Raw genomic sequence first — 25,130 nt, forward strand, 5'->3', positions numbered from 1 at the left:
GGTGCTAACTTCGCGCTGGGGTGGCTGCTTGGTGCTGCTAGGGATGCTGCTGTTGTCCTTGCTGCCTGCCCGCACCGCCCGTGCCCTCGATCCAAACCGCTCAGTCTCGCAATACGCCCATACGACATGGCGCATGGCCGATGGCGAACTGCCAGGCATACCCCATGCCATAGCACAAACGACCGATGGCTACCTTTGGATGGGCACCGAGGGAGGCCTGGTCCGCTTCGATGGCGCGCGCTTTGTGCCTTGGGTGGCGCCGGCGGGAGACGCCCTCTGCGAATGCGCCATACTGAGTCTGATGGGAGCGCGGGATGGCAGCCTATGGATCGGCACGCCCCGCTGGCTGTATCGCGTCAAGAATGGCATCTCGAAGAAGTATCCCCTCCGCGCACAAATCAACCAGATCGTAGAAGACAGCGCCGGCAGCGTATGGATCGCCAAGTCCAGGCTGGTCGCTCCGGACGACGCGCCGCTCTGCCGCATCTCCGAGGCCGCCATGGCCTGTTTCGGCGCAAAGGACGGTCTTCCATTCAAAAAGGACGGCCTGGCAGCGGTCGCCGAGGACGGCTCTGGGGGAATGTGGCTGGGTACGGTTCATGGCGTCTACCACTGGACGCCCAAGCAGACCAAGCCGCACTTGCCGCCGTCCCTCGCCACCGCATCGGGCGCGACCGGTGTCCTGGCACTGCTGCGCCAGGCCGACGGAAGCGTCCTGGTCGGCGTGGGCCAAAGCGGCGAAGGACTCGGGCTACAGCGATTGCAGGACGGCGCATGGAGCGGCTTCCGGGCGCACGATGCCAACGGGACAGCCTGGGCTGTCAGTGCCCTGCATGCCGACCGCTCAGGAGGTCTGTGGGTGGCGACTGTCCGCGACGGCATCTATCACGTGCAAGACAGCGCGGTCGATCATTTCAGCCGGCACGAAGGACTGGCCAGCGAGTCCCCGGATGCGTTGTTTGAAGATCGCGAAGGGAATATCTGGGTCGCGTCATCGCAAGGCATCGACCGCTTCCGCGATTTACCGGTCATCTCATTGACCGCTCAGCAGGGACTAAGCGGCGACCATGTGGCGAGCGTGGCCGCCACGCGCGACGGTGGGCTCTGGGTCGGCAATGGCAACGCGCTGGATTTTCTGAAGGACGACAGACGTCTCCATTCGCTCACTGAGAAGGACCTGCTGGGCAAGCAGATCACGGCGTTGTTGATCGACCACCGGGACAGGCTATGGTATGGCGTCGATGTGAATCTGGTGGTGAGAGAGGAAGGCCGCTCTCGGATAGTGGCCCAACCCGACGGCAGCGCGCTCGGCGTCGTCATCAGCATTGTGCAGGATGGAGCGCAGAACATTTGGGCTGTGACGACTGGCAGTCCGCAAACACTCCATAAAATCCGGGGCGCGCAAGTACTCGAATCGATTCCGGTCCCGCAGTCCGCGATGGGCCGGGCGATCAAGGCTGACGTCCGCGAGGGAGTATGGATCGGGGGAGCGCGCGGAATCCTCCAGCACTACACGCGCGGAAAAATGACGGTCGTGGCCAGTGCAGGGAGTGACAATGGCATTGGCGGGATGTGGACGGAGCGGGACGGCTCATTATGGGCAGCAACCTCGCGTGGCATTGCACTTTGGAAGGACAACGGATTACGCCTCATGGACAGCCGTAACGGACTGCCCTGCGATCGTGCCTACAGTGTGATCAAAGACGATGCCGGCACTCTTTGGGTCTATGCGAGCTGCGGTGTGATCTCCATCTCCGCCTCGGAATTGAACACTTGGTGGGGCAGTCCGAATGCCTCGCTCAAGTTCCGGCTTTTCGGCTTGCTGGACGGTTACGTCGCGGGTTCATCGCCCTTCTCTCCCGAGGTCACAAAATCGACCGATGGCAGGCTGTGGTTTGTCAATGACCGGACCTTGCAGGTCATCGATCCGCGCCGCTTGCCGGATAACCGCGTCCCGCCGCCGGTACATATCGAAGCAATCACCGCAGACCGCAAGCGCTACGCACCCACGAACGGCATGAGCTTGCCCGCCCTGACGAAAGACATCCAGATCGACTACGTGGCGCTGAGCTACGCACTGCCCCAGAAGGTCAAATTCCGTTACAAGCTTGATGGGCATGACGCCGCCTGGCAAGAACCGGGCAACCGGCGCCAGGCGTTTTACAATGATCTTCGGCCGGGCAGCTACCGCTTCAACGTGATGGCTTGCAACAATGATGGCGTCTGGAACGAAACTGGGGCAGCGCTCAATTTCAGCATTACTCCGGCGTATTATCAGACCATGTGGTTTCGTGCCCTGGCCGCTGCCGTGACCGTCATGTTTTTCTATCTGGCATACCGTATCAGGGTGCGGCAAATTGCAGCGGCCCTGACCGCGCGGTTTGATGAACGGACCGCCGAGCGCACCCGGCTTGCAGCGGAGCTGCATGACACCATACTGCAATCGATCCAGGCCACCAAGCTGATTGCCGACCACGCGCGCCACGGTGCGGCCTCCCAAAAACCGGCTGAACTCAACGAGGCTATCGTCAGCATCTCCAACTGGCTCGCGAAGGCGACCACGGAGGCGCGCGCGGCACTGAACGACCTGCGTTCGTCCACTGTGGAAAAGAACGACCTTGCCCAGGCATTCCAGTGCACCGCCGAATCGCTCGGCGTCCCCGCTTCGATGCGATTTACGGTGTCTGTTGAAGGAAAGCCGCGCGACCTGCATCCCATCGTGCGCGAAGAGGTTTATCGCATCGGGAACGAAGCCATCCTCAATGGCCTCCGGCATTCAGGCGGGGATGCGCTGCGAGTAGTGCTGGTTTACGCGCATAAGCTGATCGTGCGTATCTCCGACAATGGAGCGGGGATTGCACCTGATATCGCTAGTAACGGCCGGCCCGGGCACTTCGGCCTGCTGGGCATGCAGGAGCGGGCTTGCCGTATCCATGCAAAGTTGAGCATTGCTGGCGGGCCGAACGGCGGCACGGTGGTGGAACTGGCCGTTCCGGGAAAGATGGCGTACGCGACACCACCCTACGGCATGCTGAAACGCGTCTCGGCCAAGGTCGCACAGTGTTTCGCGCGCAGGCAGCTTGCCACCGATGACGCAAAAGGACCCGAGTGATGAGCGGACCCGCCAAAATCAGCCTGCTGGTCGTCGATGACCATCCGCTGATGCGCGAAGGCGTGTCGAAGGTGATCAACGATCAGCCCGACATGTATGTTGTGGCGCAAGCGGCCAACGGCAGGGAAGCGCTGGAACTATACCGCCAGCACAGGCCGGCCATTACGCTGCTCGATCTCCGTCTGCCGGATATCAGCGGTATCGAAGTGCTGATGGCAATCCGCGCGGAGGATCAGAAAGCGAACGTCATCGTCTTCACCACTGCGGAAGGGGACGTGGACATCCAGCGCTGCCTGCGCGGCGGCGCGCGGGGCTACGTCCTTAAAAGTACCCTGCCGCACGAGCTGACGGCCATCATCCGCCAGGCCCATCAAGGCAGGCGATGCATACCGGCGGACGTGGCCGCGCAGCTTGCTCACTACACCGGCGAGTCCGGCCTGACAGCGCGTGAAATCGAGGTGCTGTCCAAAGTCGCGCGCGGCCACCGCAACAAGGACATCGCCGCTCAGCTATGCATTTCAGAAGAAACGGTGAAAGCGCACATGAAGCACATCCTGGACAAGCTGGGCGCCAGTGGCCGCTCGGAAGCCGTGGCGATCGCGGTACGCCGCGGCATCATGCAGCTCTGATCATCAGCTGATCATCGAGCCGATCTTCACCAGGTCTGCCGATGCTGCTGGTCCCCCGAGGGCACTGTCTTTACCGCGCACAAGGCTCAGGGCAATAGCAGCGAGTGCTGGCTGGCCGTGTGAAAATCGCGCCAGACACGATTCATGTCGCTCGCTTCGCTGGCGGCGTACAGGCCGCAATAGGGATAGAGCTCGTCCACCGCCTGGCGCGACACCGCCACCAGGGCCAGCGACGCGCCCTGCAGGCCGGCCATGCCGCCGCCGTCCAGTTGCGCGCCCGACGCCACCAGCGCCCAGGCTGCGTCCAGCACGGCATAAAAGTGGTCGCGGGCGGCCGCGAACGCCTGCTCCTTGGCTTGCAGCAGCGCCGCCACGCCGGGCGCCTCCAGCAGCGGCAGGCCGGTCATGGAATGCTTGCGGCGGCTGATCGCAGGGCGCGCCAGCTGCATGAAGTGCGCGGCCATGCCGGCCATGTTGGCGGCCAGCGTGACGAAAGCCAATGAATAGAAGGGGAAACGGTACAGCGGTCCGTCCGCCGTGGCCGTTGCGGCGCTGATGGTGAAGCCGTGGTCGCGGTGCAGCCACTGGCCGTCGATGCGGTAGCTGTGCGAGGCGCTGGCGCGCATGCCGATGCTGCCCCACGACGGCACCATCTGCACCTGCGCGGCCGGCACGATGAAGGCGCGGATGCGCGGCGCGCCGTGCTCGTCGAGCAGCGGCTGGCCGTGTGCGCGCAGCACGGCGTTCAGCGTGAAATGGGTGGCCATGGGGGCGCCGCTGGCGTAGTCCCAGCGGCCGCTGATGCGGTAGCCCTCGCCTTCCGCGTCGGCGTAGCCGGTCGGCGCGCCGCTGCCGCCCACGCAGACCCGCTGCGTGCCGACGATGGCGCGCGCGGTGTCCGGCGGCAGGAAGCCGGCAAACCAGCCGGCGCCGGCGCACAGCGTCAGCACCCAGCCCATGCTGCCGTCGATGGCGGCCACCGCTTCCTCCAGGCGCACCGCCTCCGGCAGGGCCAGCTCGGCGCCGCCGCACGCGCGCGGCGCCAGCAGCTTCAGCCAGCCGCGCCGGTGCAGCAAGGCTTGCTGGACGGGATGCAGGAAACGCGCGGCGTCCGCCGCAGCGGCATAGTGCGCGATGCGGCGCGCATCGCGCGCGGCCAGCGGAACCGCGTGCCCGCCGCCCGGCGCGCGGCCCGCAACCGTTGCGGCATTGGCAGCGGCACTTGCAGCGGCGGTGAATGGTGAGGCGGTGGGGGATGCGGCGGAGTCGGTCATGCTGGGCCAGGCACAGTAGCTAAGCCCAACATTCTCGCATTATTTCTGCTCGGGCGCCGAGCTGGCCTGGTTGCGCTTGGCGATCTCGTTGCCGAGGTAGCCGCCGCCGATGGCGCCCGCCACCGTGGCCAGCGTGCGGCCCTTGCCGCCGCCCACCTGGTTGCCCACCAGGCCGCCCACCACGGCGCCGATGCCGATGCCCAGCGCGCTGTTCTGCGGCGCCGCTGCCGGAGCCGGAGCCTGGGCCGGCTGCTGTGCCACCTGCGGCGCGGCTTCCTGAACCGGAGCCGGTTTCGCGTACTCATGATGCACCACGGTCTTGTGATGCACGACCTGCTTCGGCGCCGGGGCCGCTGCGGCCGGCTGCGCTGCAACCGGCTGCGCGGCCAGCGCATTCGCGGCCGGCGCAGGCACGGCGCCCGGTGCGGTGGCGCTCAACTCGGCCGGCGCGCTGCCCTGCACGGCTGCCGTGACGGGCGCGCTCTCCACGCTGCCTTTCGAGCCCGGCAACAAGCCGGCGAACGCGGCGGCGCCAACCAGGCTGGCGATGGTGACGGACGCGGCGGCGACAGCCATCAGCGGGTGGATGCGGTTGCTGGTCGAGGTATTTTCCATTTTTCTTCTCCGTAAAATAGGCGCTCAGATGCGCCGATACCGGTGATAACGCGCCAGAAACGGATCGGGCTGTTGGAAAAATGTTTCCTGAGTAATCAAATGTAAGCGCAACTGCGTACGCTGGCGCACGGACTGGCGCGTGTTTCGCAATGAGAATAGCCCCAAGGGCCACCCGGCCGGGTTGGCCTGTCAGTCAACTGTAAAGGGGATTACTATGAACTTTATCATCTGGATTGTGATTGGTGGCATCATCGGCTGGCTTGCCAGCATGGTCATGAAGACCGATGCGCAGCAAGGCATTTTGCTGAACATGGTGGTTGGTATTGTCGGCGCCCTGCTGGGCGGCTGGCTGCTCTCGCCGCTGTTCGGCGCAGGCACGATCAACGCGGACGATTTCAGCGCGCTGTCGCTGCTCGTATCCTTCCTGGGCGCCGTGATACTGCTGGGCATAGTCAACCTGATATTCCGTGGCCGTTTGCGCTAGCCCCATCCCGCAATTAACAAAAAGCCAACGCAAAGCGTTGGCTTTTTGTGCACAGCAACTAAGAATCCCGTTGACGTAATTGCACACCATCAGGATACTCGGCATTTTTCCGCCCTCTGAGTATTCTGTTCAATGAAAAAAACCCTGATCGCGCTCGCCATCCTGAGCACCGCAGCCCACGCCGACGAAGGCATGTGGATGCCGCAACAGCTGCCACAAGTAGCCAAGCAACTGAAAGCCGCCGGCCTGAAGCTGGACCCGTCCAAACTGACCCAGCTGACCGAGTTCCCGATGGGCGCCATTGTCAGCCTGGGCGGCTGCTCGGCCTCCTTCGTGTCGCCGCAAGGCCTGGTCGCCACCAACCACCATTGCGTCTACAACAGCGTGGCGCATAACTCCACCCCGCAGAACGACCTGCTGGCCAACGGTTTCCTGGCCAAGACCTTCGCCGACGAAGTGCCGGCCACGCCGGGCACGCGCATCTTCGTGACCAAGGAAGTGGTGGACGTGACCTCCAAGATCATCACGCCGGAAGTGGCCAAGCTGAACGGCAAGAAGCGCAGCGATGCGATCGAGAAGAACCAGAAGGCCATGGTGGCCGAGTGCGAAAAGGACGAGGGCCACCGCTGCACCGTGTCCGCCTACTACGGCAGCCTGGAATACTACAAGATCAAGCAACTGGAAATCCGCGACGTGCGCCTGGTGCACGCGCCGCCGGCCGGCGTGGGCAAGTTCGGCGGCGACACCGACAACTGGATGTGGCCGCGCCACACCGGCGACTACGGCTTCTACCGCGCCTACGTGAGCAAGGACGGCAAGGCCGCCGACTTCAGCAAGGACAACGTGCCTTACGTGCCCAAGCACGTGCTCAAGCTGGCCAAGGAAGGCGTGAAGGAAGGCGACTTCATCATGGTGGCCGGCTATCCGGGCCGCACCAACCGCCACCGCCTGCCGTCGGAAGTGGACTTCACCTTCGGCTGGAACTATCCACAGTTCGTCAAGGCGTCGGGCGACAACCTGGCCATCATCGCTGCCGAGACCAAGGACAACAAGGACACCGCGCTGAAATACGCGGGTCAGGTGGCCGGTATCAACAACTACTACAAGAACCGCCAGGGCATGCTGGACTCCTACGCCGGCAGCGACTTCCTGGCCCGCAAGACCAGGGAGCACGAAGAGCTGAAAGCCTGGGTCAACAGCGACGCCAAGCGCAAGGCCGAATACGCGGCCGGCATCGCGCAGGTGGAAGAGCTGATCGCCAAGCGCGACGCCAACGTCAAGCGCGAGTTCGAGCTGAGCTATTCGCAGCCGCGCCTGCTGAACACCGCGCGCACGCTGTACCGCCTGGCCAATGAAACGCAAAAGCCGGACGTGGAGCGCAAGGCCGGCTACCAGGAACGCGACCTGAAGCGCATTGAAGCGTCGGTGGCCGCCCTGGTGCGCAACTACGACGAGAAAGTGGACAAGGCGCTGGTGCTGCACCACCTGGCCAAGTACGCCGCCATGCCGAAGGCCGAGCGCAACGCCAACTGGGACGCCGCCATCGGCATCGTGGACGGCATGGACGCGGCCGCGCTGAAGGGCGCGATCGACAAGCTGTACGCCGGCAGCAAGCTGGGCGACGCGGCCGAACGCAAGGCATGGCTGGGCAAGAAGCCGGCCGACTTCCAGGCATCGAACGACAGCTTCATCAAGGCCGCCGTGGTCATGTATGAGGTGGCGATGAAGGAAGAAGCGGAAGACGAGGAACTGGCGGGCAGCCTGCAGCAAGCCTATTCGAGCTACATGAAGGCCAAGATCGCCTATATGAAGACGAAGGGCCAGGCCGTCTACCCGGATGCCAACAGCACCCTGCGCGTGACCTTCGGCAAGATCGCCGGCCGCCCGTGGGGCACCGCCGACGGCACCGCCTGGACCGCGTTCACCACCGTCAAAGGCGTGGCCGCCAAAGCCACCGGCGAAGGCGAGTTCAACGCGCCGAAAGCGCAGCTGGAAGCGATCAAGAACAAGGATTTCGGCAAGTATGTCGATCCGGTGCTGAAGACCGTTCCCGTGAACTACCTGGCCACGCTGGACATCACCGGCGGCAACTCCGGTTCGGCCGCGCTGAACGCCAAGGGCGAATTCATCGGCCTGGCCTTCGACGGCACGCTGGACTCCATCATCTCCGACTGGGACTTCAACAACGCCAACACGCGCGACATCCAGGTCGACCTGCGCTACATGCTGTGGAACATGAAGCACGTGGACCACGCCGACAACCTGTTGAAAGAAATGGGCGCCGAGTAAACATCGGCGTCTAACTCGGGCGGTCACTCCCCGCCCTTTGAAAGCCACGCGCGCCCGACTGCCCGCGTGGCTTTTTTTCGCCTGGGCGCATCAAGCGGGAGCCAGCTTGAGGCCGGCGATGCAGGCGATGATGGCGGCGATCAGCAGCAGGCGCAGCGGGCTGGCGCTTTCGCCGAAGGCGGCGATGCCGATCAGCGCGGCGCCGGCTGCGCCCAGGCCGGTGAAGACGGCAAAGGCTGTGCCTACCGGCAGCTGCTTGAGCGATATCGTCAGCAGCGCGATGGCGCCGTTGGCGAATGCCAGCCCTGCCACGCTGGGCCAGAAACGGGTCCAGCCTTCGGCGTACTTCAAGGCCACCGCCATCGCGATGTCCACCAGCGCGGCGGCCAGCAGGATCAGCCAGGCCATGTCACTGCCCTTTCGCCTGCGCCATGCCGCGCTTGGTCGCGGGGCGCTGCGCGATGCGCTCCAGCCAGGCGGACACCGCCGGGTACTCGGCCATGTCCAATCCCAGCTCGTGGTGCGAGGCCAGCCACGGCCAGGTGGCGATGTCGGCGATGCTGTAGCTGCCTCCCGCCAGCCAGGCGCTGGAGGCCAGGCGCTGCTCGTATACGCCGTACAGGCGGCGCACTTCACGGCCGTAGCGCTCCAGCGCCTGCTCGTTGCGCGGCGCGGCGCAAACGCCATGGCGGAACCACCATAGCTGGCCCAGCATCGGTCCGACGCTGCCCACTTGCATGAACAGCCATTGCAGCACTTCGCTGCGCGCCGCGCCGTCCTTCGGCAGCAGGCGCCCGGCCTTGTCGGCCAGGTGAATCAGGATGGCGCCGGATTCGAAGATGGCCTGGCCGTCATCGACCAGCAGCGGGATCTTGTGGTTGGGGCTCATGGTTGCGAAATCGGGCTGGTGCTGCTGGCCGGCGTTCAGGTCGAGCAGGCGCACTTCATGCGCCAGTTCCAGCTCTTGCAGGGCGATGGTGATTTTCTGGCCGTTCGGGGTATCGGCGGTGTACAGCGTGATCATGGTGCGGCTCCTTGTGTAGTGACGGAGCCAGTATAGGTTCTGCAAAAACGCATTAAAATTGGCAAAAACTGCCAAATGGTTCTGCAAAAATGCACAGTACGGATTGGGAAGACCTGCGCTATTTCATCGCCCTGAGCGGCGCCATGGGGCGGGGCGGCGGCGTGTCGGCAGCTGCGCGCGAACTGGGCGTGAACCACTCGACCGTGCTGCGACGGCTGGACAGCCTGGAGCGCGCGCTTGGCGTGCGCCTGTTCGAGCGGTTCCAGTCCGGCTACACGATGACGCAAGCGGGCGAAACACTGCGGGCGCGCCTGGCGGGCGTGGAGGAGCAGATCGCCGCGGCCCGCAGCGCCGTTGCCGGGCATGACCAGCAGCTCGAAGGCGAGATCCGCATCACCACCACCGACACGCTGGCGCGCAGCCTGCTCATGCCCAGCCTGGCGCGCTTCCAGCAGCGCCACCCCGGCGTGCGCCTGCAACTGGTGCTGAACAACGCCTTCCTGAACCTGAACCGGCGCGAGGCCGACGTGGCGCTGCGGCCATCCAACTCGCCGCCGGACACGCTGGTCGGCCGCCGCCTGGGCGCGCTGTCCAGCGCCATCTATGCCTCGCACAGCTACCTGAAGGCGGCGGTCAAACGCGGCGTCGGCACTGGCCGCGTTAGCGGCGGCGCCCGGATTAACCGGGTTGCGTACGACTGGGCGGCGCACGACTGGATCGGGCTGGATGACTCGCTGGCGCACCTGGAACAGGCCCGCTGGCTGGCGCAGAACGTGCCCCCAGAACGCATCCGCATGCGGGTGGACAGCCTGCTGGCCATGGTGGACGCCGCGCGCGACGGCATGGGCATGGCACCGCTGCTATGCCACCTCGCAGACCCGGAGCGCCGCCTGCAGCGCGTTGCCGATCCCGATCCGCGTTTCGACACGGGCCTGTGGGTGCTGACCCATCGCGACCTGAAAGACACCGCGCGCATCAAAGCGCTGACCCAGTTCCTCTACGAAGACCTGGGCGCAGCGCTGGGTTAGAACAACTTACTTAAGACGCGCCTTCAGTTCCTGCGACGCCTGGCTCATCGCCGCGCGCACGCCGTCCACATCGCTCAGGGGATTGAGCAGGCCGAAGTCGTGGATCATGCCGTTGTAGCGCACGCTGGTCACCGTCACGCCGGCGGCGTCCAGCTTGCGGCCGTAGGCTTCGCCCTCGTCACGCAGCACGTCGAACTCGGCGGTCTGGATCAGGGTTGGCGGCAAGCCTTGCAGCTGCGGCAGCGTGGCCTGCAGCGGCGACGCGTAGATCTCTTTGCGCTGCGCCGCATCCTTGGTGTAGCTGTCCCAGAACCAGACCATCATGTTCCGGGTGAGGAAATGGTTGTCGGCGAACTGCTTATACGACGGCGTGTCGAAATTGGCGTCCGTCACGGGCCACAGCAGCACTTGCGAGCGCAGCTTCGGTTCGCCCTTGTCCTTGGACATCAGGGCCACCACCGCCGCCATATTGCCGCCCACGCTGTTGCCGGCCACCGCCAGGCGGCTGCCGTCCACCTGGATTTCCTTGCCGTGCGCAGCCACCCACTTGGTGGCGGCGTAAGCCTGCTTGATGGCCACGCCGTAGCCGGCTTCCGGCGAACGGGTGTAGTCCACGTAGACCGCCGCCGCGCCGGAGCCGGACACCAGGTCGCGGATCAGGCGTTCATGGGTGGGGAAGTCGCCCAGCACCCAGCCGCCGCCGTGGAAGAACATGAACGCAGGCAGCGTACCCTTGCTGCCGGCCGGACGCACGATCACCAGCTTGATCTCTTCGCCGTCCACCGTGATGGTCTTGCGCGACACGTCGGCCGCAGGCAGCCTGGCGCCCTTCTGTGCACCTTCCAGCACGGCGCGGGCGGCGGCCGGGGTCATGGTCTCGAGCGGCTGGCCGCCTTCCAGCGCGGTCAGGAACCTGGCGGTCTTGGACTCCACGCCCGGCAGGCCGCCGGCGATGGCGCTCGAAGCGATCAGGGTGGCCAGGGATGCTGCGATCAGGGTCTTGATGGTACGCATGATAGTTGTCCTTAGATAGTGAGTTATTGGATAGTGCACTACTTGTTGAGCCGGAGCTGGCAACGTTGTTGGCGCTGCATGGAAGGAATAATACATAGTGCGCTATTTAATAGCAAGCAATTTTTAATGCACGCCGAAAAATACATAGTTGCGTTAAAGTCAGCCTTACCCATTCATCAACCTGGAGCCCACCCATGACCACCAAGAAAATCGCCGTCCTGATCGGCAGCCTGCGCAAGGATTCCATCAACCGCAAGTTCGCGCACGAGCTGATCGCCCTGGCGCCCGCCTCGCTGGCGTTCGAATTCGTCGACATCGGCGGCCTGGCCCTGTACAACCAGGACCTGGACGACGAAGGCCAGACGCCTGCCGCCTGGACCGCCTTCCGCGACACCATGGCCAAGGTGGACGGCGTGCTGATCGTCTCGCCCGAATACAACCGCTCCATGCCAGCCTCGGTCAAGAACGCGCTGGACGTCGGCTCGCGCCCTGCCGGCAAAAGCATCTGGAGCGGCAAGGCCGGCGGCGTGGTGACGGTGTCGCCGGGCGGCGTAGGCGGCTTCGGCGCCAACCACGCCATCCGCCAGTCCCTGGTGGCGCTCAACGTGGCGACCATGCCGGCGCCGGAAGCCTACATCGGCGGCGCCACCAAGATGCTGGGCGAAGACGGCAAAGTGAACAACGACCAGACCCGCGAAGTGCTGCGCAAGTTCATCACCGCCTACGCCGCCTGGGTGGACAAGAACGCGCCCGTGTAAGCGCGCCGCCGGGGCGGGAACGGCCGCCCCGGTGCTACAATTCGGCTCTGATTCAGCGCCTACCCGGTGCGCCTTCACCACCATACCTCTGAGATCCAGACGCCATGCACCCAGAAATGCTCACGCCCTACGAGAAGGGCAACCGTAACCAGACCACCCTTTGGACCGAATGCATCGCCTTCTACGAGGAGCTGGCGCGCCGCTTCCCGCAGGTGCTGCGCTTCGAGCAGATCGGCGTATCGGACGGCGGCATTCCCGTGCATCGCGGCGTGGTGAGCGCGGACGGCGTGTTCGGCCGCAACGAGATCAAGGCCGCCGGCCGCACTGTGTTCTTCAACAATAACGGCATCCATCCCGGCGAACCGGAGGGCGTGGACAGCTGCATGGCCATGGTGCGCGACTTCTGCTACGACCCGGCCAAGCTGGCCGCGCTGGGCGAGACCGTGTTCCTGTTCATCCCCGTGTACAACGTGGACGGTTGCCTGAACCGCGCCAACACTTCGCGCGTGAACCAGGATGGCCCGGAGCAGTTCGGCTTCCGCGGCAACAGCCGCCACCTCGACCTGAACCGCGACTTCGTCAAGTGCGACACCCTGAACGCGAAGCTGTTCAACCAGCTGATCGCCACCTGGCAGCCGGACGTGATGGTAGACACCCACACCTCCAACGGCGCCGACTATCCGTATACGATGACCTTGATCCACACCCAGGCCGACAAGCTGGGTTACGGCCTCGGCCCCTTCCTGCGCAACACCATGCTGCCCGCGATCTACGCGGAGATGGACAAGCGCGGCTGGCCCACCTGCCCCTACGTCAATCCGGTGCAGGATACGCCGGATGACGGCATCGCCGAATTCCTGGAAGTGCCGCGCTTCTCCACCGGCTTCGCAGCGCTGCACCACGTGATCGGCTTCATGCCCGAGACGCATATGCTCAAGCCATTCGCGGACCGCTACGAATCCATGCGCGCGCTGGTGGAAACCACGCTGGCCTTCACCGTGCAGCACGGCGCCGAGATCAAGCGCCTGCGCGCCGAAGCCAAGGCAGCAGGCCGCAAGCAGGCCGCCTGGCCGGTAATGTGGCAGATGGACGAGAACAACCCCGCCACCTTCCGCTTCAAGGGCTACGCCGCCAGGCGCCACCCCAGCGTGATCGGCAACTACACCCGCCTGTCCTACGACCGCAGCCAGCCGTGGGAAAAGGATATCGCCTACTACAACAGCTTCCCCGCCAGCGTCACCGTGCGCGCGCCGAAAGCCTACGTGGTGCCGCAGCAGTGGCGCGAAGCCATCGAGCGCCTGCAATGGAACGGCGTGCAGATGACGCGCGTTGAACAAGCCGAAACGGTGCAGGCGCAGTACTACCACATCGCTTCCGTGCAATCGCGCCCCACCGCCTACGAGGGCCATATGTTCCACGACGGCGTGGAAGTGGAAGCGCGCAGCGGCGCTTTCCAGCTCAACGTGGGCGACTACATCGTCCCGCTCGACCAGGACAACGCCCGCTACGCGGTGGAGACGCTGGAGCCGCAGGGCCACGACAGCTTCTTCCGCTGGGGCTTCTTCAACAGCGTGCTGGAAAAGAAGGAAGCCTTCTCCGACTACGTGTTCGAAGACCTGGCGCTGGAGATGCTGGAAACCGAGCCTGAGCTGAAGGCCAAGTTCGAAGCGTGGAAGCTGGCCAACCCGGCGCTGCTGTCCGACCAGGACGCGGTGCTGCACTTCATCTTCCACAACGGTAAGCGGCACGCCGAGCCGGAATGGCGCCGCTACCCCGTGCTGTCGATCCTGTAAGAGATCGATGCACTACGCACTGAACCTGCGGACCTTCTTCTACAGCCACTACTTCCACCTGGGCCTGCGCTTCGCGGCAGGCCTGGTCGGCGTCACCATCATCGCGCTGCAGTTCGCCGGCATGGCCGTTGCCATGACGGTGTGCATCGGCGCGCTGTGCACGGCGCTGATGGACATGCCCAGCCCCTTGAAGCACAAGCTCAACGAGATGCTGGCGTCGGTACTGCTGTGCACTTCCGTGACCCTGCTCATCAGCCTGTGCGGCGCCGTGCCGTGGCTGCTGATGACCATGCTGGTGCTGGTGAGCTTCTTTGCCAGCATGATGGTGGTGTACGGGAAGAAGTCCATGCCCCTGCAGCTCGCCACGCTGTTCATCATGACCATGTCGATGGAGCATGTGATGACGGTGCGCGAGTCCTTCATCCACGCCGGCCTGTTCCTGCTTGGCAGCGTGGCCTACCTCGGCTACGCCATGGCGCTGGCCTGGCTGCTGCGCCACCGCATCAAGCAGCAGGTGCTGGCCGAAGCGCTGTTCGAACTGGCAGCCTACATCGACATCAAGGCCGACTTCTACGACACGCGCTACAACCTCGCCGAGCAGTTCAACAAGCTGGTGCGGCACCAGGCGCTGCTGGCGGACCGCCAGCAAGCCTCGCGCGACCTGATCCTGCGCAGCCACCAGAACCGCAAGGACGCCATCGTGGTGCAGATCCACGTCTGCATGCTGGACCTGTACGAGCAGATCCTGTCCACGCACACGGACTACGCGCTGCTGCGCGCCCACCTGGCCGATTCGCCGGTGCTGGCAACGCTGCATGACCTGGCGTACAAGGCGGCGCGCGATATCGAGTCGGTCGGCTATGCGGTCACGCGCAAGCGGCCGTCGCACGCGGCCATCAGCTATGCGCCGGAACTGGAGGCGCTGGAGGCGGCCATTGCGCAGCTGCAGGCGGACGCCGACGCCGGCAAGCCGGCCGGCGAAGCGCTGGCCGTGCTGCGCGCGCAGCGCAACAAGATCCGCGCCATCGTCCGCATGATAGGCGAGCTGCACGTGGCCAGCCAGAAGGCATACGAGGGCACGCCGTTCTGGGTGGACGCCGACATGCAGCCCTTCCTGTCGCAGCAGAAGTACGAGCTGCAGCTGATGCTGTCGCACTTCCGCATGGACTCGCCCATCTTCCGCTTTTCGCTGCGGGTGGCGATGGCGATAGCGGCCGGTCTGGCGGTGGGCCATGTGCTGCCGTACGCGGCGCACAGCTACTGGATCGTGCTCACCATCGTGATCATCCTCAAGCCCAGCTTCAGCATGACCAAGCAGCGCCGCAGCGACCGCATCATCGGCACCATCATCGGCTGCGTGATCACGGCGCTGATCCTGAAGTTCGTGCACTACACGCCGGCCATCGTCGGCATCCTGATCCTGGCGACGGTGGCCACGCCCACCTTCATCTACCTGCGCTACCGCTACGCGGCGATTGCCGTGTCCATCATGATCCTGCTGCAGATGCACCTGATCGCGCCGGGCAATACCAGCCTGATCACCGAGCGGCTGGTGGACACCTTCATCGGCGCGGCGGTGGCCACGGCGTTCAGCTTCGTGCTGGCCAACTGGGAATACCAGACCTTGCCGCGTTTGATACGGCAGGTGCTGGACGTGAACCTGCGCTACATGCAGGCCTCGTTCGATCTGTTGCAGGGAAAGTGCCGCAACGACTTCCCCTACCGCATCGAGCGCAAGCGCCTGATGGACAGCCTGTCCGGCCTGAGCGCGGCCCTGGTGCGCATGCTCGACGAGCCGGCCAGCAAGCAGCGCGCGGCCGAGGACATCAACCTGTTCATCGTGCAAAACTACCTGCTGGTGGCGCACGTGGCGGCCTTGCGCGCGATCCTGCGGCGGCACGTGAAGGACATCCCGGCGGACGCGGTGAACGCCATGCTGGCGCACAGCCACGCGCAAGTGTTCCAGACCCTGTCGCGCGCGCTGGCGCAGCACGGCCAGCCGATTTCGCCGCTGCCCGCGCAGCCGCTTCCTTCGCCGGCGCCCGAGCCGGCGGCAGGTGCGGAATCTGCGGTGGCCTGGTCCGGCTGGCCGGTGGTGCAGCGGCGCATCCGGCTGCTGCAGGCCGATGCGGATAAAATCATTGTTCACAGCGAGGCGATCGTCCACAACGTCTCGGCCAACTAGCCCCGGGAGACCATATGAACGACCACGCACCGCTGAGCGGCCGCGACCTGATCGCCGCGCTGTGCGTGGTCCTCATCTGGGGCACCAACTTCGTCGCCATGAAATTCGGCCTGCGCGACTTCACGCCCTTCCAGCTGGGCGCCGGGCGCTTCCTGTTCGCCATCCTGCCGCTGATCTTCTTCATCCGCCCGCCCAAGCTGTCGTGGCGCATCGTGCTGCTGTACGGGCTGTGCCAGGGCGTGGGGCAATTCGGGCTGCTGTTCCTGTCGCTGCGGGCCGGCATGAGCGCCGCGCTGGCCTCCGTCATCCTGCAGACACAGGTATTCTTCACCGCCATCTTCAGCTACGCCGTGCTGGGCGAACGTCCCAGCCGCGCGCTGCTGGCAGGCCTGGCGCTGGCCGCGTGCGGGCTGGCATGCTTCGGCATGAACTACGTGGGCGGCGCGGGGGCGGCGGCCGGCACTGGCGCCGCCGGCGCCCCGGCCAGCGCCGCCGGTGCCACCACGCTGGCCGGCTTCCTGCTCTGCCTTTGCGCCGCCGCCATGTGGGCCGTGTCCAACATCGTGGTGCGGCGCGCGCAGCGCAGCACGCCCCAATTCGACGTGCTGGCCTTCATGGTGTGGAGCAGCCTGGCGCCCATCCTGCCCTTCATCGGCCTGGCGCTGCTGTTCGACGACCCGGCCACGCGTTGGCGCTGGACCGGCGCGCCGCTCAGCACCTGGGCCTCGCTGGCCTATCTGGGCTGGATGGCCACCATCCTTGGCTACGCCATGTGGACCGGCCTGCTCAAGCGCCATCCAGTCAACCGCGTGGCGCCGTTCAGCCTGGGCGTGCCGGTGGTCGGCATTGCGGCCGGCATGCTGGTGCTGGGCGACACCATCAACGGCCTGCAATGGAGCGGCATTGCGCTGATCGTCGCCGCGCTTGCCTGTGTGCTGTGGGGCGGCCGGCTGCTGGACCGCGCCTGAGCTCATCCATAAGCGCCATATGATGTGTAGCGCACATAACGCGCCGGCAAGCCGTCCTACAATGTAGGCAGCCCAACCATACGGAAGCCCTCCCATGAAACAGCTGATGCTGATTTGCAGCGGCCTGCACGCCATGATCGCGCTGCTGTTCGGCGCCGGGGCGCTGTTCCTGGTCGCCATTGCCGCCCGCATGGGCTGGCACGCGGCAGGCGGCGAGTTCGGGCTCTCCGCGGCGCAGGAAGTGATCGAAGCGATCGGCATCCTGGCCGCCGCCGTGGTGGCGCTGCAGATTGCCGAAACCATCATCGAAGAAGAAGTGGTGCGCGACGCCGACATCAGCGCGCCCACCCGCGTGCGGCGCTTCCTGTCGCGCTTCTTCGTTGTAGTAGTGGTGGCGCTGGCCATCGAAGGCCTGGTCGCCACCTTCCGCGCCGTGCACGACGACGCCGAAGACCTGCTCTACGTCGCCGCGCTGATCGCCGGTGTCGGCGTGCTGCTGGCCTCGTGGGGTATCTTCATCCACCTCAACCGCTCCGCCGAAGAACTCGAACCCGCCGCCATGGAGCAAGCCCAGGCCGAAGACCACAAGGTGCAGCCTTAGTCCTTCGTCGACACGGCATAAACGTTCAGCCCTGGCCGCGCATAGTGTTAAGCGCCACGCGGGCGGCGGCGAGGTCCCAGGCGGCGCAGCCGACGGTTTTGAAGAGGACGGGCTCGGTGTCGGCCATCGGGGCGGCGCCGAGGGCCTCGGCGATGCCGTGGACTTGCGACCAGTCGGCGCCGGCTTGCAGCAGGTCGCCGGCTTCGTGGCGGGCGCCTTCGGGGTCGTCGACGTAGATGCGGCTGGCCAGTACCGTGGCGGGGGCGATTTCGGCGGCGTCGGGCTTGAAGGCGCCGACGGCGATGATCAGCCGGCCGGCGCGCGCGGGGTGCAGGTAGACCGGCTGCTTGCTGGTGGTGCCGGTGATGACGACGTCGATGTCGTCGGCCACCGCATCGATGTCGGCGGCAGCCGGGCGGCGTGCGGCGGCGCCAGGGGCGGCGCCGTGGATGATGCCGGGATGCGCGTTGCCAGCGCTGCTGCCGGACGGGTGCAGGTGTTCGGCGATGAAGCGTTCGGCGGAGGCGCCGGTGCGGCCGCCAATGCTGATGCTGGCCTGCGGGTACATGACGGATAGCGCCTGCGCGTGGTTCAGTGCCTGCGTGCCGGTGCCGACCAGCAGCACATGGCGCGGCGCGCGGCCGAGCAGCGTGGCGATGCCGAGCATGGACAGCGCGGCCGTGCGGCGCCCCGTCACGGTGGCGCCGTCCAGCGCGAAGACGATGGCGCCGGTGGCGGCATCCAGTATGCTGACCTGGCCTGCAATGGTGGGCAGGCCGCGCGCGCTGTTGGCCGGTACGACAGTGATCAGCTTGTGCACGGCGATATCGGGCGCGGTGGCGACCATGGAGAGGATCACGCCGCCGCCTGCCAGCGGCACGACTTGCCGCGCGGGACAGGCGATGGTGCCTTGCGCGGCTTCGGCCACGGCCAGGCGCAACGCGTCGGCCAGCGCCGGGAATGGGATCAGGGCGGCGGTGTCGGCGGCGCCGAGCGCGGGCCGTGGTGCGATCAGGTGCGGAGGCAGTGGCTGCGGCATGGCGTCTCCCGGTGCGGCGCACGCTTGATCGCGTGCGGCGTCCTGATTATCATAGCAGGCAGTATTGTTTCATTGCTATGGAAGATGTCGTCATTCTGTCAGAGCTGTGGCGCATGCTGCGCCAAATTCCGGGTGTCGTTTTATTGGGGTGAAACGGATGCGCATCCGGGCGGCACCGTGCCGCAGCGCATGGTGATCCCGATTTCGCCGCACCTGGTGGCGATGCGCGGCACCGAGCACCGGCCGTCGCGTTGCGCGGCGCTGGAGGGCGAAGTCGGCCGGCAGGTCGGCTGTTCCATTTATCCCCTGCGGTCCAGCACCTGCCGCGAATTCGAGGCGGGCACGCCCGCCTGCAACGCGGCGCGCGCCCACTACGGCCTGGCCGAGATCGAAGCCGAAACCGAAACCGAAACCGCCTAAGCGTGGCAGACGCGGTTGCGGCCCGTTTCCTTGGCGCGGTACAGCAGCGCATCGGCTTTCTGGAGCATGGCTTCGGCGGTGCCCACCGCGTAGTCGGCGAACACCCCCATGCTCATGGTGACTTTCAGCCCAGGCTCCACTTCGTGCCACGGGTGCTGCTCGATGATCTGGCGCAGCTTGTCGCACAGGGCGGCGGCTTGCGGCAGGTCGGTTTCCGGTAGCGCCAGCACAAACTCTTCCCCGCCGTAGCGCGCCACCAGGTCACTCAGCCGCACATGCTGGCGCAGGATGGCGCCGACCTGGCGCAGCACCGCGTCGCCGGTGGCGTGCGAGTAGTTGTCGTTGATCTTCTTGAAGAAGTCGATGTCGCCGATGACCAGGCTCAGCGGGCGTTTGTGGCGCACGGCCTGGTTGTACAGCGAACTGGCCTGCTCGTCGAAGTGACGGCGGTTGTACAGGTTGGTGAGCGCGTCGCGGATGCTCAGTTCGCGCAGCTGGTCGGCCTGTTCCATGATGGTCTGATGCGACGCTTGCAGCTCTTCGTGGCTGCGCGCCAGCTGTTCGCTCATTTCGTTGAAGGCGCTGGCCAGGGTGGCCACTTCGTCCTTGCCTTGCACCGGGACTTGCTGGCGCAGCGAGCCGCCGTGCATGGCGCGCACGGCGCTGGTGAGGTGGCTCAGGCGGCTGCTCAGGCCACGGCTGAGCGCCAAGCCGAGGCCCAGCGCCAGCACGGCCGCACCGGCGGCGCCGGCGGCCAGCGAGGAGCGCATCGCGTCCAGGAATTCGAGTTCCTGGCGGGTGGGCGTGACCACGCCTTCGGTGGAGACGTAGGCGGCCACTTTGCCGTTCACTTCGATCGGGCGGGCCTGGGCGCGGGCGTCTTCGGGCAGGATGGTGTCGCGGCCGTACTGGCCGGCGCCCAGCAATACTTTGTAGTCGGGGTCGGTCAGGACGAAGCGGTATGGGTGGACGTCGCGCTGGCGGTCGGGGCCGCCACGGCCGCGTTCGGGATCGCCGCCGGGACCGCGCGGGCGCGGGCCGTCACGGCGATCGTCCTCGTCGCCACGCGGGCCATCGCGCAGGCCGTCGCGCGCGGTGTCGGGCTGCTGCTGAGGGCCATAGGCTGGCGATGGCTGGCGGGAGGTTGCGCGCCAGATGCGGGGCGCAGCAAGATCGTCTGCCTGCGATGAACGCTCGGCAGGCGGCTGCGGGCGGCCATCCGGGGGAGCGCGGCGGTCATCCGGCTCGGGGCGGCGCGCATCGGGCGGGCCACGGCGATTGTCGTATTCGGGGCGGCGGGCATCGGGCTGGCCACGGCGGTCGTCAAACTCGGGGCGGCGCGCATCGGGCGGGCCGCGACGGTCGTCGTATTCGGGGCGGCGGCCGTCGGGTGGGCCACGACGGTCGTCGAACTCGGGGCGGCGCGCATCGGACGGGCCGCGGCGGTCGTCGTATTCGGGGCGACGGCCGTCGGGAGGGGCTTGGCGGTCGTCAGGCTGGCGAGCATCGGCAGGGCGTGGCGGGCGGGCGCCGTTTTCGGCTGGCGGCGCATCTGCGCGCGGGGCGGGCAGCGGGAAGCCGGCGTCGGGCGCGGGCCTGCCGCGCGACAGCAGGTCGATACTCGGCGGCATGCGCTCCAGCAGGTCGCTCGGGCGTTCGCCGTCCGGCGCGCCCTCGCCGCCCCGGCGCTCGGTGCGCTGCAGGAAGCGGTCGAATGACTCGGTGGAGATCGCGGTCTTCCAGTCGCCGTATTCGGTCAGGTAGGCCGTCATGTACTTATGGAAATGTTCGGCGGCCTGCTTGCTCCGTATGGTGTCGAATTTCTTGTTGACGCTGGCATAAGTCAGCCCGCCCACCACCGCCACCGCCGCCAGCCCCGTCAGCAGCAGCGCCAGCATCAGTTTGATCCGCAAAGACATCCTATCCCCTGTTTTAATTGCTTTTAAGCCATCAATGATACAACAGAGCTACACCATGGCGCCTCTCTCTCATCGGGAGAGTTATCTATATTTTTTATAGGCCACATCACAAACGAAAAGTTTATTTATGGACGCAAGGCACTTATACTGCACTGCAACATCGCACACATTGGAGCACATCATGACCACCGCAAGCAACCTGACGTTCAACAGCTACAACGAAACCAGCTATTTGGCCAACGTTGGCCGCGCCGTGCGCGGTCTGATCGCTGCCCTGCTGGCGCAAAAGCCAGCCGCCGCCCCGGTGCAGCGCAGCACGCCGCAGCCTACCCTGTTCGAACTGGCCAGCCGTCCACAAGCCAACATGCCCAACCTCATGGCCGAACTGCACTTCATGGCTTCGCGGGGTTAAGCATGGAACTGATCGCACTGTTCACCACCGTCGTTGGCGCCGCTGTCGTCGCCGCCCGCATCTGCCTGCAGCCTGTGCTGGACCGCTCGCTGGAAGAGCTGGAGACGCTGGCCAAGGCACACTAAGCCGCAGCAGGCTACACCAGGCCACACCAAGAAAAAAACCGGCCGAAGCCTAATGCCGTTCAGTTAAGGGCTTTTCTTTAGTACCCTGGCGGCATATTTCCTTGGTCTGCCCTTGACGGCCCGGTCGAATTTCCGACCGGGCCGTTCCTCATTGAGGAGGGTAACCAACCTTTCCCGCAAATGCTTCATCGATGCCGGCAGCTTGCCGTAAGAGCGCGTGACGCCGGCCCAGTGCAATTCGAACTGGATGAGGTGGAATGCCCTGATGAAGCTCACCTCCGATGGCTCGCACTTGGCGACTAGTGCCGCCTTGGCGATTTCCAGTCGAATCAGATTGTATGCAGTCAGCGTGCCCCATATTTCCTGATACACGCCTTCGACCGTCTTTGATCGCAAGGTGAACGCCGTGCCCAGCATGGTCTGTTTGAGCTCGCGGTAACTGGTTTCGATGCCCCAGCGTCGTTCATAGCAGGCCGCCATGTCGGCAGCGCGATAGCGCCGACGGTCGCGTAGCGAAGTAAGCAGGATCCTTTTGCGCGCCTGTTGGTCAACCACTGTGATGGCGCGCGCTTCCCAGAACTCCGGCAATGCCGGACACTTGACGCGCGCTTGTGGTGATACCCGCATGCGCACGATGGCGTCGTGCTCCTCGCCCTCGATCACCTCCCACTTGGTGTTGGATTTGGCGGGGATGAGGAAATGGCGGTTCTCGGCCCCGGTCGTCACAGCGCACAGAATTTCGGCCGCCAGAAAGCCCTTGTCAAATATGGTGAGCGAATCAGCCGGAATATGGGGTACCAGCTCTTTAGCATAGACCATCTCGTTGCTTGCGTAAGGCCCAAACGCGGCGTTGCGAATCAAGTGGGTGGGGAGCGCGGTCAGCGTTACGCCGCGTACTTGCGGATAGCCGGCCACAGTGTCGCCGGCGTAATTTTGCGCACCGAAATGGACCCTGTTATCCGCTGTGTCGTGGGTGCGCAAGGTCGTGCCGTCCATAGCGAACAACTGGAGCCCCTTGAATACATAGGCCCGGCGATCTTGCTCGCACCAGGCTTGCGCCGAGCGCTCGAACAACCATTGCAGTGGCTCGGCCCCGAGGCGCTGACGCGCCTGGGCCGCCGCACTTTTACTCACAAAAGGCGCTTGCGCGTCCGGCAATGCCAAGCCCAAGTCGTCAAGTACCTCGCCTATGGATTTGTGCCGGTACAGCGCCAGAGCGATGATCAACCACACCACTTGCTCGGCTGGCAACCGACGCTGGCGGATGCTCACCGCGTGTGTGCAGACAACCGCTTCTTCGATCCAATCATAGGGTAAATGCTGCCCAAGCCGCCGCCAATCGGGGCACTCTAAACCATCGGCGAGGAAATGAACGGCGTCATCTAGCATTGCGACGCAGGTTAACAGCGATTTGCAATGTTTACAACCACAAAATAAAAATGCCGCTCAGTCTTAACTGAACGGCATTAGGCCGAAGCCGGTTTTTTTTACGTCATTTACTTCAGATACCGGTCGAACCAGCCTATGGTTCGGCGGCGGATGTCGCGCTGGTTGTCCGGCTTGCGGATGGCGTGGCCTTCGCCTTCGTAGATCACCAGCGCCGACGGCACGTTCATCGCGCGCAGGCCATGCCAGAACTCCTGCGATTGCACGGCAGGCGTCTCCACATCGCGTTCGCCCACATACATCATGGTCGGCGTTTTGGCCGCCTTGATCGACTCGATCGGCGACGCGGCGCGGTAGACGGCCGGATCGTCATAGGCGGTAGCGCCGAAGAACGGCACCATCCACTGGTCGATGCCGTTCTGGCCGTAGTAGCTGATCCAGTTGGCGATGCCGGCACCGGCCACCGCCGCCTTGAAGCGCTGGCTGTGCGTCACCGTCCACATGGTCATGAAGCCGCCATAGGAATGGCCCCAGATGCCGAGGCGCTCGCCGTCCACCGGCGCGGCTTTCTGCACCGCGTCCACGCCGGCCAGGATGTCGCGCAGGTCGCCGCCGCCGAAGTCGCGCCGGTTGGCGCGCGTGAATTCCTGGCCCTGGCCGTAGCTGCCGCGCGGATTCGGCAGGAACACGTAGTAGCCCTTGGCGGTCAGCTCGCGGATCAGCGGATTGGCCTGCTCGCCGCCGGCAACATAGCGCGGCGAGGCCGCGGCGGCCGGGCCGCCGTGCACCTGCACCACCATCGGATAGGTCTTGCCCGGCTCGGTCTTCTGCGGACCAAGCAGCCAGCCTTGCACCTGGAAGGCGTCGCTGGTCCAGCTGATGCTCTGCACCGACACCTGCGGCGTGAAGGCCGCGTTGTCCTGCGTGACAGCCTTGAGCTGCGGCAGGCGGCCCGTGGCGATATGCGGCGCGGTGCGGAAGTCTTCCAGCACCGCCGCAGCCACGCTGCCGTCCGCGCTGAAGGCCATGCGGCCATCGGCGCCCGAGGCGCTCACCGGGGCAGACCACAGCACGGCGTGCTTGCCGCCGGTAGTGCTCAATTCCAGCGCCGCGTGGTCCGCGCCAACCAGCGCGGTGGCCAGCAGGCGCTTGCCGCGCCACGCCAGGCCGTTGAAGCTGCCCGCGTAGCCGGGCGTGAGGTTGACCGGCTCGCCGCCCGCCAGCGGCACGGTGTACACGTCGCCGCCGATGGAGCCGAAGTCGCTCATCAGGCCGCCGATGTAGGCCACGGTCTTGCCGTCGGCCGACACGTGCGGCAGGTTGATCTGCGTGCCGGGCGCGGCGATCACGCGCTCCTTGCCCGCGCCGTCGATGTGCAGCAGCCTGGCCACCCACCAGTTGTTGTCGCCGTTGCCCTTGGCGCCGGTGGCCACGAAGCCCTGCCCGTCCGGCGTCCAGTCGTATTCGTAGATGTAGCTGTCGGCCGGCGACAGCAGCTTCAGCGCGCCGCCAGCGGCAGGCACGGTGCCGATGCGCTGCGCGTCTTCCACTTCACCGATCTCGCCCACTTGCGGCGCGCCCGCTTCCACCGCGCCCACCTGCTTGCGCGCGTTCAGCGTGGCCAGCAGCGCCAGGCGCTGGCCGTCCGGCGACCAGCGCGCGGTGTTGGCCACGCCCTTCAGCGTGAGCAACTGCTTCGCTTTGCCCTGCTGCGCCACGAACAGCATGGCGGTGCCTGCCTTGCTGTCCGACGCGATGAAGGCCAGGCTGCGGCCGTCCGGCGACCAGCTCGGGCGGTCGTAATTGCAGGCGGCGCAGGGATCGTATTCGTTCAGTACCTTGCCGCTGGCCGCGTCGCGCACCACCACGGTGGCGTGCGGACGCTTGGACAGGCCGCCGGGATCGTTCGACTCCAGCGCCACAACACGGTCGCCCGCACCGGACAGCGCCAGCGCGCGGTATTCGCGCAGGGCCTGTCCCTCGGCCTGGGCAATCGCCCCCGACAGTGTGGCCGTGGCCAGAAAGACTGCTTGAGCAATTGCCTTTACCTGCATG

General features: G+C 65.6%; 22 protein-coding genes. 13 read left to right on the forward strand and 9 right to left on the reverse strand.

Going from position 1 to position 25,130, the window contains the following annotated elements; all coding sequences use genetic code 11:
- Positions 1 to 43 precede the first annotated feature (43 nt).
- Both ACFJI2_RS24680 and ACFJI2_RS24685 read left to right on the forward strand, forming a co-directional pair.
- On the forward strand, positions 44 to 3,112 hold the full coding sequence (locus ACFJI2_RS24680) for a triple tyrosine motif-containing protein (protein WP_377702307.1): 3,069 nt from the start codon (positions 44 to 46) through the stop codon (positions 3,110 to 3,112).
- Positions 3,112 to 3,741 carry a response regulator gene (locus ACFJI2_RS24685; RefSeq protein ID WP_377702308.1) on the forward strand — a complete coding sequence of 210 codons (630 nt, stop codon included), beginning with the start codon at positions 3,112 to 3,114 and terminating at the stop codon, positions 3,739 to 3,741. The genes ACFJI2_RS24680 and ACFJI2_RS24685 overlap by 1 nt, the downstream gene beginning before the upstream one ends.
- Before the next feature lie 86 nt (positions 3,742 to 3,827).
- Here ACFJI2_RS24685 and ACFJI2_RS24690 read toward each other — a convergent pair whose 3' ends face one another.
- The gene (locus tag ACFJI2_RS24690; protein WP_377702309.1) at positions 3,828 to 5,015 is read right to left on the reverse strand and encodes an acyl-CoA dehydrogenase; all 1,188 of its coding nucleotides are present in this window, start codon (positions 5,013 to 5,015) and stop codon (positions 3,828 to 3,830) included.
- A 39-nt stretch (positions 5,016 to 5,054) separates the two neighbouring features.
- Entirely contained in the window at positions 5,055 to 5,630 is a 576-nt protein-coding gene (locus ACFJI2_RS24695) for a glycine zipper 2TM domain-containing protein (RefSeq protein ID WP_377702310.1), read from the reverse strand.
- 214 nt (positions 5,631 to 5,844) lie between these two features.
- On the opposite strand from ACFJI2_RS24695, the gene ACFJI2_RS24700 reads away from it, so the two are divergent.
- Together ACFJI2_RS24700 and ACFJI2_RS24705 are read left to right on the forward strand one after the other, a co-directional pair.
- Entirely contained in the window at positions 5,845 to 6,114 is a 270-nt protein-coding gene (locus tag ACFJI2_RS24700; RefSeq protein WP_132137679.1) for a GlsB/YeaQ/YmgE family stress response membrane protein, read from the forward strand.
- 132 nt (positions 6,115 to 6,246) lie between these two features.
- A complete protein-coding gene (locus ACFJI2_RS24705) occupies positions 6,247 to 8,403 on the forward strand; it encodes a S46 family peptidase (protein ID WP_377702311.1) in 2,157 nt (718 codons plus the stop codon).
- 90 nt (positions 8,404 to 8,493) lie between these two features.
- Here the strand turns inward: ACFJI2_RS24705 and ACFJI2_RS24710 are convergent, their stop codons facing one another.
- Positions 8,494 to 8,811 carry a DMT family transporter gene (locus ACFJI2_RS24710; protein ID WP_377702312.1) on the reverse strand — a complete coding sequence of 106 codons (318 nt, stop codon included), beginning with the start codon at positions 8,809 to 8,811 and terminating at the stop codon, positions 8,494 to 8,496.
- Between the two features lies 1 nt (position 8,812).
- Positions 8,813 to 9,427 (reverse strand): glutathione S-transferase family protein, encoded by a 615-nt coding sequence (locus ACFJI2_RS24715; RefSeq protein WP_377702313.1) that lies wholly within the window; start codon positions 9,425 to 9,427, stop codon positions 8,813 to 8,815.
- Between the two features lie 89 nt (positions 9,428 to 9,516).
- Here ACFJI2_RS24715 and ACFJI2_RS24720 point away from each other — a divergent pair, with 89 nt between their 5' ends.
- Positions 9,517 to 10,455 (forward strand): LysR family transcriptional regulator, encoded by a 939-nt coding sequence (locus tag ACFJI2_RS24720; RefSeq protein ID WP_377702314.1) that lies wholly within the window; start codon positions 9,517 to 9,519, stop codon positions 10,453 to 10,455.
- A 6-nt stretch (positions 10,456 to 10,461) separates the two neighbouring features.
- On the opposite strand, the gene ACFJI2_RS24725 is transcribed toward ACFJI2_RS24720, so the two are convergent.
- Positions 10,462 to 11,469, reverse strand: a complete 1,008-nt coding sequence (locus ACFJI2_RS24725) for an alpha/beta hydrolase (protein ID WP_377702315.1) — start codon at positions 11,467 to 11,469, stop codon at positions 10,462 to 10,464.
- Between the two features lie 194 nt (positions 11,470 to 11,663).
- Here ACFJI2_RS24725 and ACFJI2_RS24730 point away from each other — a divergent pair, with 194 nt between their 5' ends.
- The 5 genes from ACFJI2_RS24730 to ACFJI2_RS24750 all read left to right on the forward strand — a co-directional run bounded on the left by ACFJI2_RS24730 (position 11,664) and on the right by ACFJI2_RS24750 (position 17,774).
- Positions 11,664 to 12,227, forward strand: coding sequence for an NADPH-dependent FMN reductase (locus ACFJI2_RS24730; RefSeq protein ID WP_377702316.1), 564 nt, complete (start codon positions 11,664 to 11,666; stop codon positions 12,225 to 12,227).
- 104 nt (positions 12,228 to 12,331) lie between these two features.
- Positions 12,332 to 14,020, forward strand: a complete 1,689-nt coding sequence (locus ACFJI2_RS24735) for a M14 family zinc carboxypeptidase (RefSeq protein WP_377702317.1) — start codon at positions 12,332 to 12,334, stop codon at positions 14,018 to 14,020.
- Positions 14,021 to 14,027: 7 nt separating this feature from the next.
- A complete protein-coding gene (locus ACFJI2_RS24740; RefSeq protein WP_377702318.1) occupies positions 14,028 to 16,205 on the forward strand; it encodes an FUSC family membrane protein in 2,178 nt (725 codons plus the stop codon).
- A gap of 14 nt (positions 16,206 to 16,219) precedes the next feature.
- Positions 16,220 to 17,173 carry an EamA family transporter gene (locus ACFJI2_RS24745; RefSeq protein WP_377702319.1) on the forward strand — a complete coding sequence of 318 codons (954 nt, stop codon included), beginning with the start codon at positions 16,220 to 16,222 and terminating at the stop codon, positions 17,171 to 17,173.
- Between the two features lie 94 nt (positions 17,174 to 17,267).
- Complete coding sequence (locus ACFJI2_RS24750) at positions 17,268 to 17,774, forward strand: hypothetical protein (RefSeq protein ID WP_107873453.1); 507 nt, start codon at positions 17,268 to 17,270, stop codon at positions 17,772 to 17,774.
- 25 nt (positions 17,775 to 17,799) lie between these two features.
- Here ACFJI2_RS24750 and ACFJI2_RS24755 read toward each other — a convergent pair whose 3' ends face one another.
- Positions 17,800 to 18,813 (reverse strand): delta(1)-pyrroline-2-carboxylate reductase family protein, encoded by a 1,014-nt coding sequence (locus tag ACFJI2_RS24755; RefSeq protein WP_377702320.1) that lies wholly within the window; start codon positions 18,811 to 18,813, stop codon positions 17,800 to 17,802.
- Between the two features lie 132 nt (positions 18,814 to 18,945).
- Here ACFJI2_RS24755 and ACFJI2_RS24760 point away from each other — a divergent pair, with 132 nt between their 5' ends.
- A complete protein-coding gene (locus tag ACFJI2_RS24760) occupies positions 18,946 to 19,233 on the forward strand; it encodes a YkgJ family cysteine cluster protein (protein ID WP_377702321.1) in 288 nt (95 codons plus the stop codon).
- On the opposite strand, the gene ACFJI2_RS24765 is transcribed toward ACFJI2_RS24760, so the two are convergent.
- On the reverse strand, positions 19,230 to 21,152 hold the full coding sequence (locus ACFJI2_RS24765; RefSeq protein WP_377702322.1) for a diguanylate cyclase: 1,923 nt from the start codon (positions 21,150 to 21,152) through the stop codon (positions 19,230 to 19,232). The two genes, ACFJI2_RS24760 and ACFJI2_RS24765, sit on opposite strands and share 4 nt — an antisense overlap.
- Positions 21,153 to 21,333: 181 nt before the next feature.
- Here ACFJI2_RS24765 and ACFJI2_RS24770 point away from each other — a divergent pair, with 181 nt between their 5' ends.
- Positions 21,334 to 21,564 carry a hypothetical protein gene (locus ACFJI2_RS24770; RefSeq protein ID WP_132375783.1) on the forward strand — a complete coding sequence of 77 codons (231 nt, stop codon included), beginning with the start codon at positions 21,334 to 21,336 and terminating at the stop codon, positions 21,562 to 21,564.
- Between the two features lie 2 nt (positions 21,565 to 21,566).
- Entirely contained in the window at positions 21,567 to 21,689 is a 123-nt protein-coding gene (locus ACFJI2_RS24775; protein WP_377702323.1) for a hypothetical protein, read from the forward strand.
- Between the two features lie 63 nt (positions 21,690 to 21,752).
- Here the strand turns inward: ACFJI2_RS24775 and ACFJI2_RS24780 are convergent, their stop codons facing one another.
- Together ACFJI2_RS24780 and ACFJI2_RS24785 are read right to left on the reverse strand one after the other, a co-directional pair.
- Positions 21,753 to 23,078, reverse strand: a complete 1,326-nt coding sequence (locus ACFJI2_RS24780; protein ID WP_377702271.1) for an IS4 family transposase — start codon at positions 23,076 to 23,078, stop codon at positions 21,753 to 21,755.
- Between the two features lie 107 nt (positions 23,079 to 23,185).
- Entirely contained in the window at positions 23,186 to 25,129 is a 1,944-nt protein-coding gene (locus tag ACFJI2_RS24785; protein ID WP_377702324.1) for an alpha/beta fold hydrolase, read from the reverse strand.
- Position 25,130: the final 1 nt, after the last annotated feature.

It is taken from the genome of Pseudoduganella sp. UC29_71, assembly GCF_042693265.1.
Classification (GTDB): Bacteria; Pseudomonadota; Gammaproteobacteria; order Burkholderiales; family Burkholderiaceae_D; genus Rugamonas.

Excerpts from the sequence above, each read along its gene's own strand:
- ACFJI2_RS24770 (WP_132375783.1), top strand. The coding sequence starts at position 21,334 with ATGACCACCGCAAGCAACCTGACGTTCAACAGCTACAACGAAACCAGC.
- ACFJI2_RS24690 (WP_377702309.1), bottom strand. The coding sequence starts at position 5,015 with ATGACCGACTCCGCCGCATCCCCCACCGCCTCACCATTCACCGCCGCT.
- ACFJI2_RS24725 (WP_377702315.1), bottom strand. The coding sequence starts at position 11,469 with ATGCGTACCATCAAGACCCTGATCGCAGCATCCCTGGCCACCCTGATC.
- ACFJI2_RS24785 (WP_377702324.1), bottom strand. The coding sequence starts at position 25,129 with ATGCAGGTAAAGGCAATTGCTCAAGCAGTCTTTCTGGCCACGGCCACA.
- ACFJI2_RS24780 (WP_377702271.1), bottom strand. The coding sequence starts at position 23,078 with ATGCTAGATGACGCCGTTCATTTCCTCGCCGATGGTTTAGAGTGCCCC.
- ACFJI2_RS24710 (WP_377702312.1), bottom strand. The coding sequence starts at position 8,811 with ATGGCCTGGCTGATCCTGCTGGCCGCCGCGCTGGTGGACATCGCGATG.
- ACFJI2_RS24680 (WP_377702307.1), top strand. The coding sequence starts at position 44 with ATGCTGCTGTTGTCCTTGCTGCCTGCCCGCACCGCCCGTGCCCTCGAT.
- ACFJI2_RS24735 (WP_377702317.1), top strand. The coding sequence starts at position 12,332 with ATGCACCCAGAAATGCTCACGCCCTACGAGAAGGGCAACCGTAACCAG.
- ACFJI2_RS24715 (WP_377702313.1), bottom strand. The coding sequence starts at position 9,427 with ATGATCACGCTGTACACCGCCGATACCCCGAACGGCCAGAAAATCACC.
- ACFJI2_RS24740 (WP_377702318.1), top strand. The coding sequence starts at position 14,028 with ATGCACTACGCACTGAACCTGCGGACCTTCTTCTACAGCCACTACTTC.
- ACFJI2_RS24700 (WP_132137679.1), top strand. The coding sequence starts at position 5,845 with ATGAACTTTATCATCTGGATTGTGATTGGTGGCATCATCGGCTGGCTT.
- ACFJI2_RS24750 (WP_107873453.1), top strand. The coding sequence starts at position 17,268 with ATGAAACAGCTGATGCTGATTTGCAGCGGCCTGCACGCCATGATCGCG.
- ACFJI2_RS24685 (WP_377702308.1), top strand. The coding sequence starts at position 3,112 with ATGAGCGGACCCGCCAAAATCAGCCTGCTGGTCGTCGATGACCATCCG.
- ACFJI2_RS24720 (WP_377702314.1), top strand. The coding sequence starts at position 9,517 with ATGCACAGTACGGATTGGGAAGACCTGCGCTATTTCATCGCCCTGAGC.
- ACFJI2_RS24755 (WP_377702320.1), bottom strand. The coding sequence starts at position 18,813 with ATGCCGCAGCCACTGCCTCCGCACCTGATCGCACCACGGCCCGCGCTC.
- ACFJI2_RS24730 (WP_377702316.1), top strand. The coding sequence starts at position 11,664 with ATGACCACCAAGAAAATCGCCGTCCTGATCGGCAGCCTGCGCAAGGAT.
- ACFJI2_RS24705 (WP_377702311.1), top strand. The coding sequence starts at position 6,247 with ATGAAAAAAACCCTGATCGCGCTCGCCATCCTGAGCACCGCAGCCCAC.
- ACFJI2_RS24745 (WP_377702319.1), top strand. The coding sequence starts at position 16,220 with ATGAACGACCACGCACCGCTGAGCGGCCGCGACCTGATCGCCGCGCTG.
- ACFJI2_RS24695 (WP_377702310.1), bottom strand. The coding sequence starts at position 5,630 with ATGGAAAATACCTCGACCAGCAACCGCATCCACCCGCTGATGGCTGTC.
- ACFJI2_RS24765 (WP_377702322.1), bottom strand. The coding sequence starts at position 21,152 with ATGTCTTTGCGGATCAAACTGATGCTGGCGCTGCTGCTGACGGGGCTG.
- ACFJI2_RS24775 (WP_377702323.1), top strand. The coding sequence starts at position 21,567 with ATGGAACTGATCGCACTGTTCACCACCGTCGTTGGCGCCGCTGTCGTC.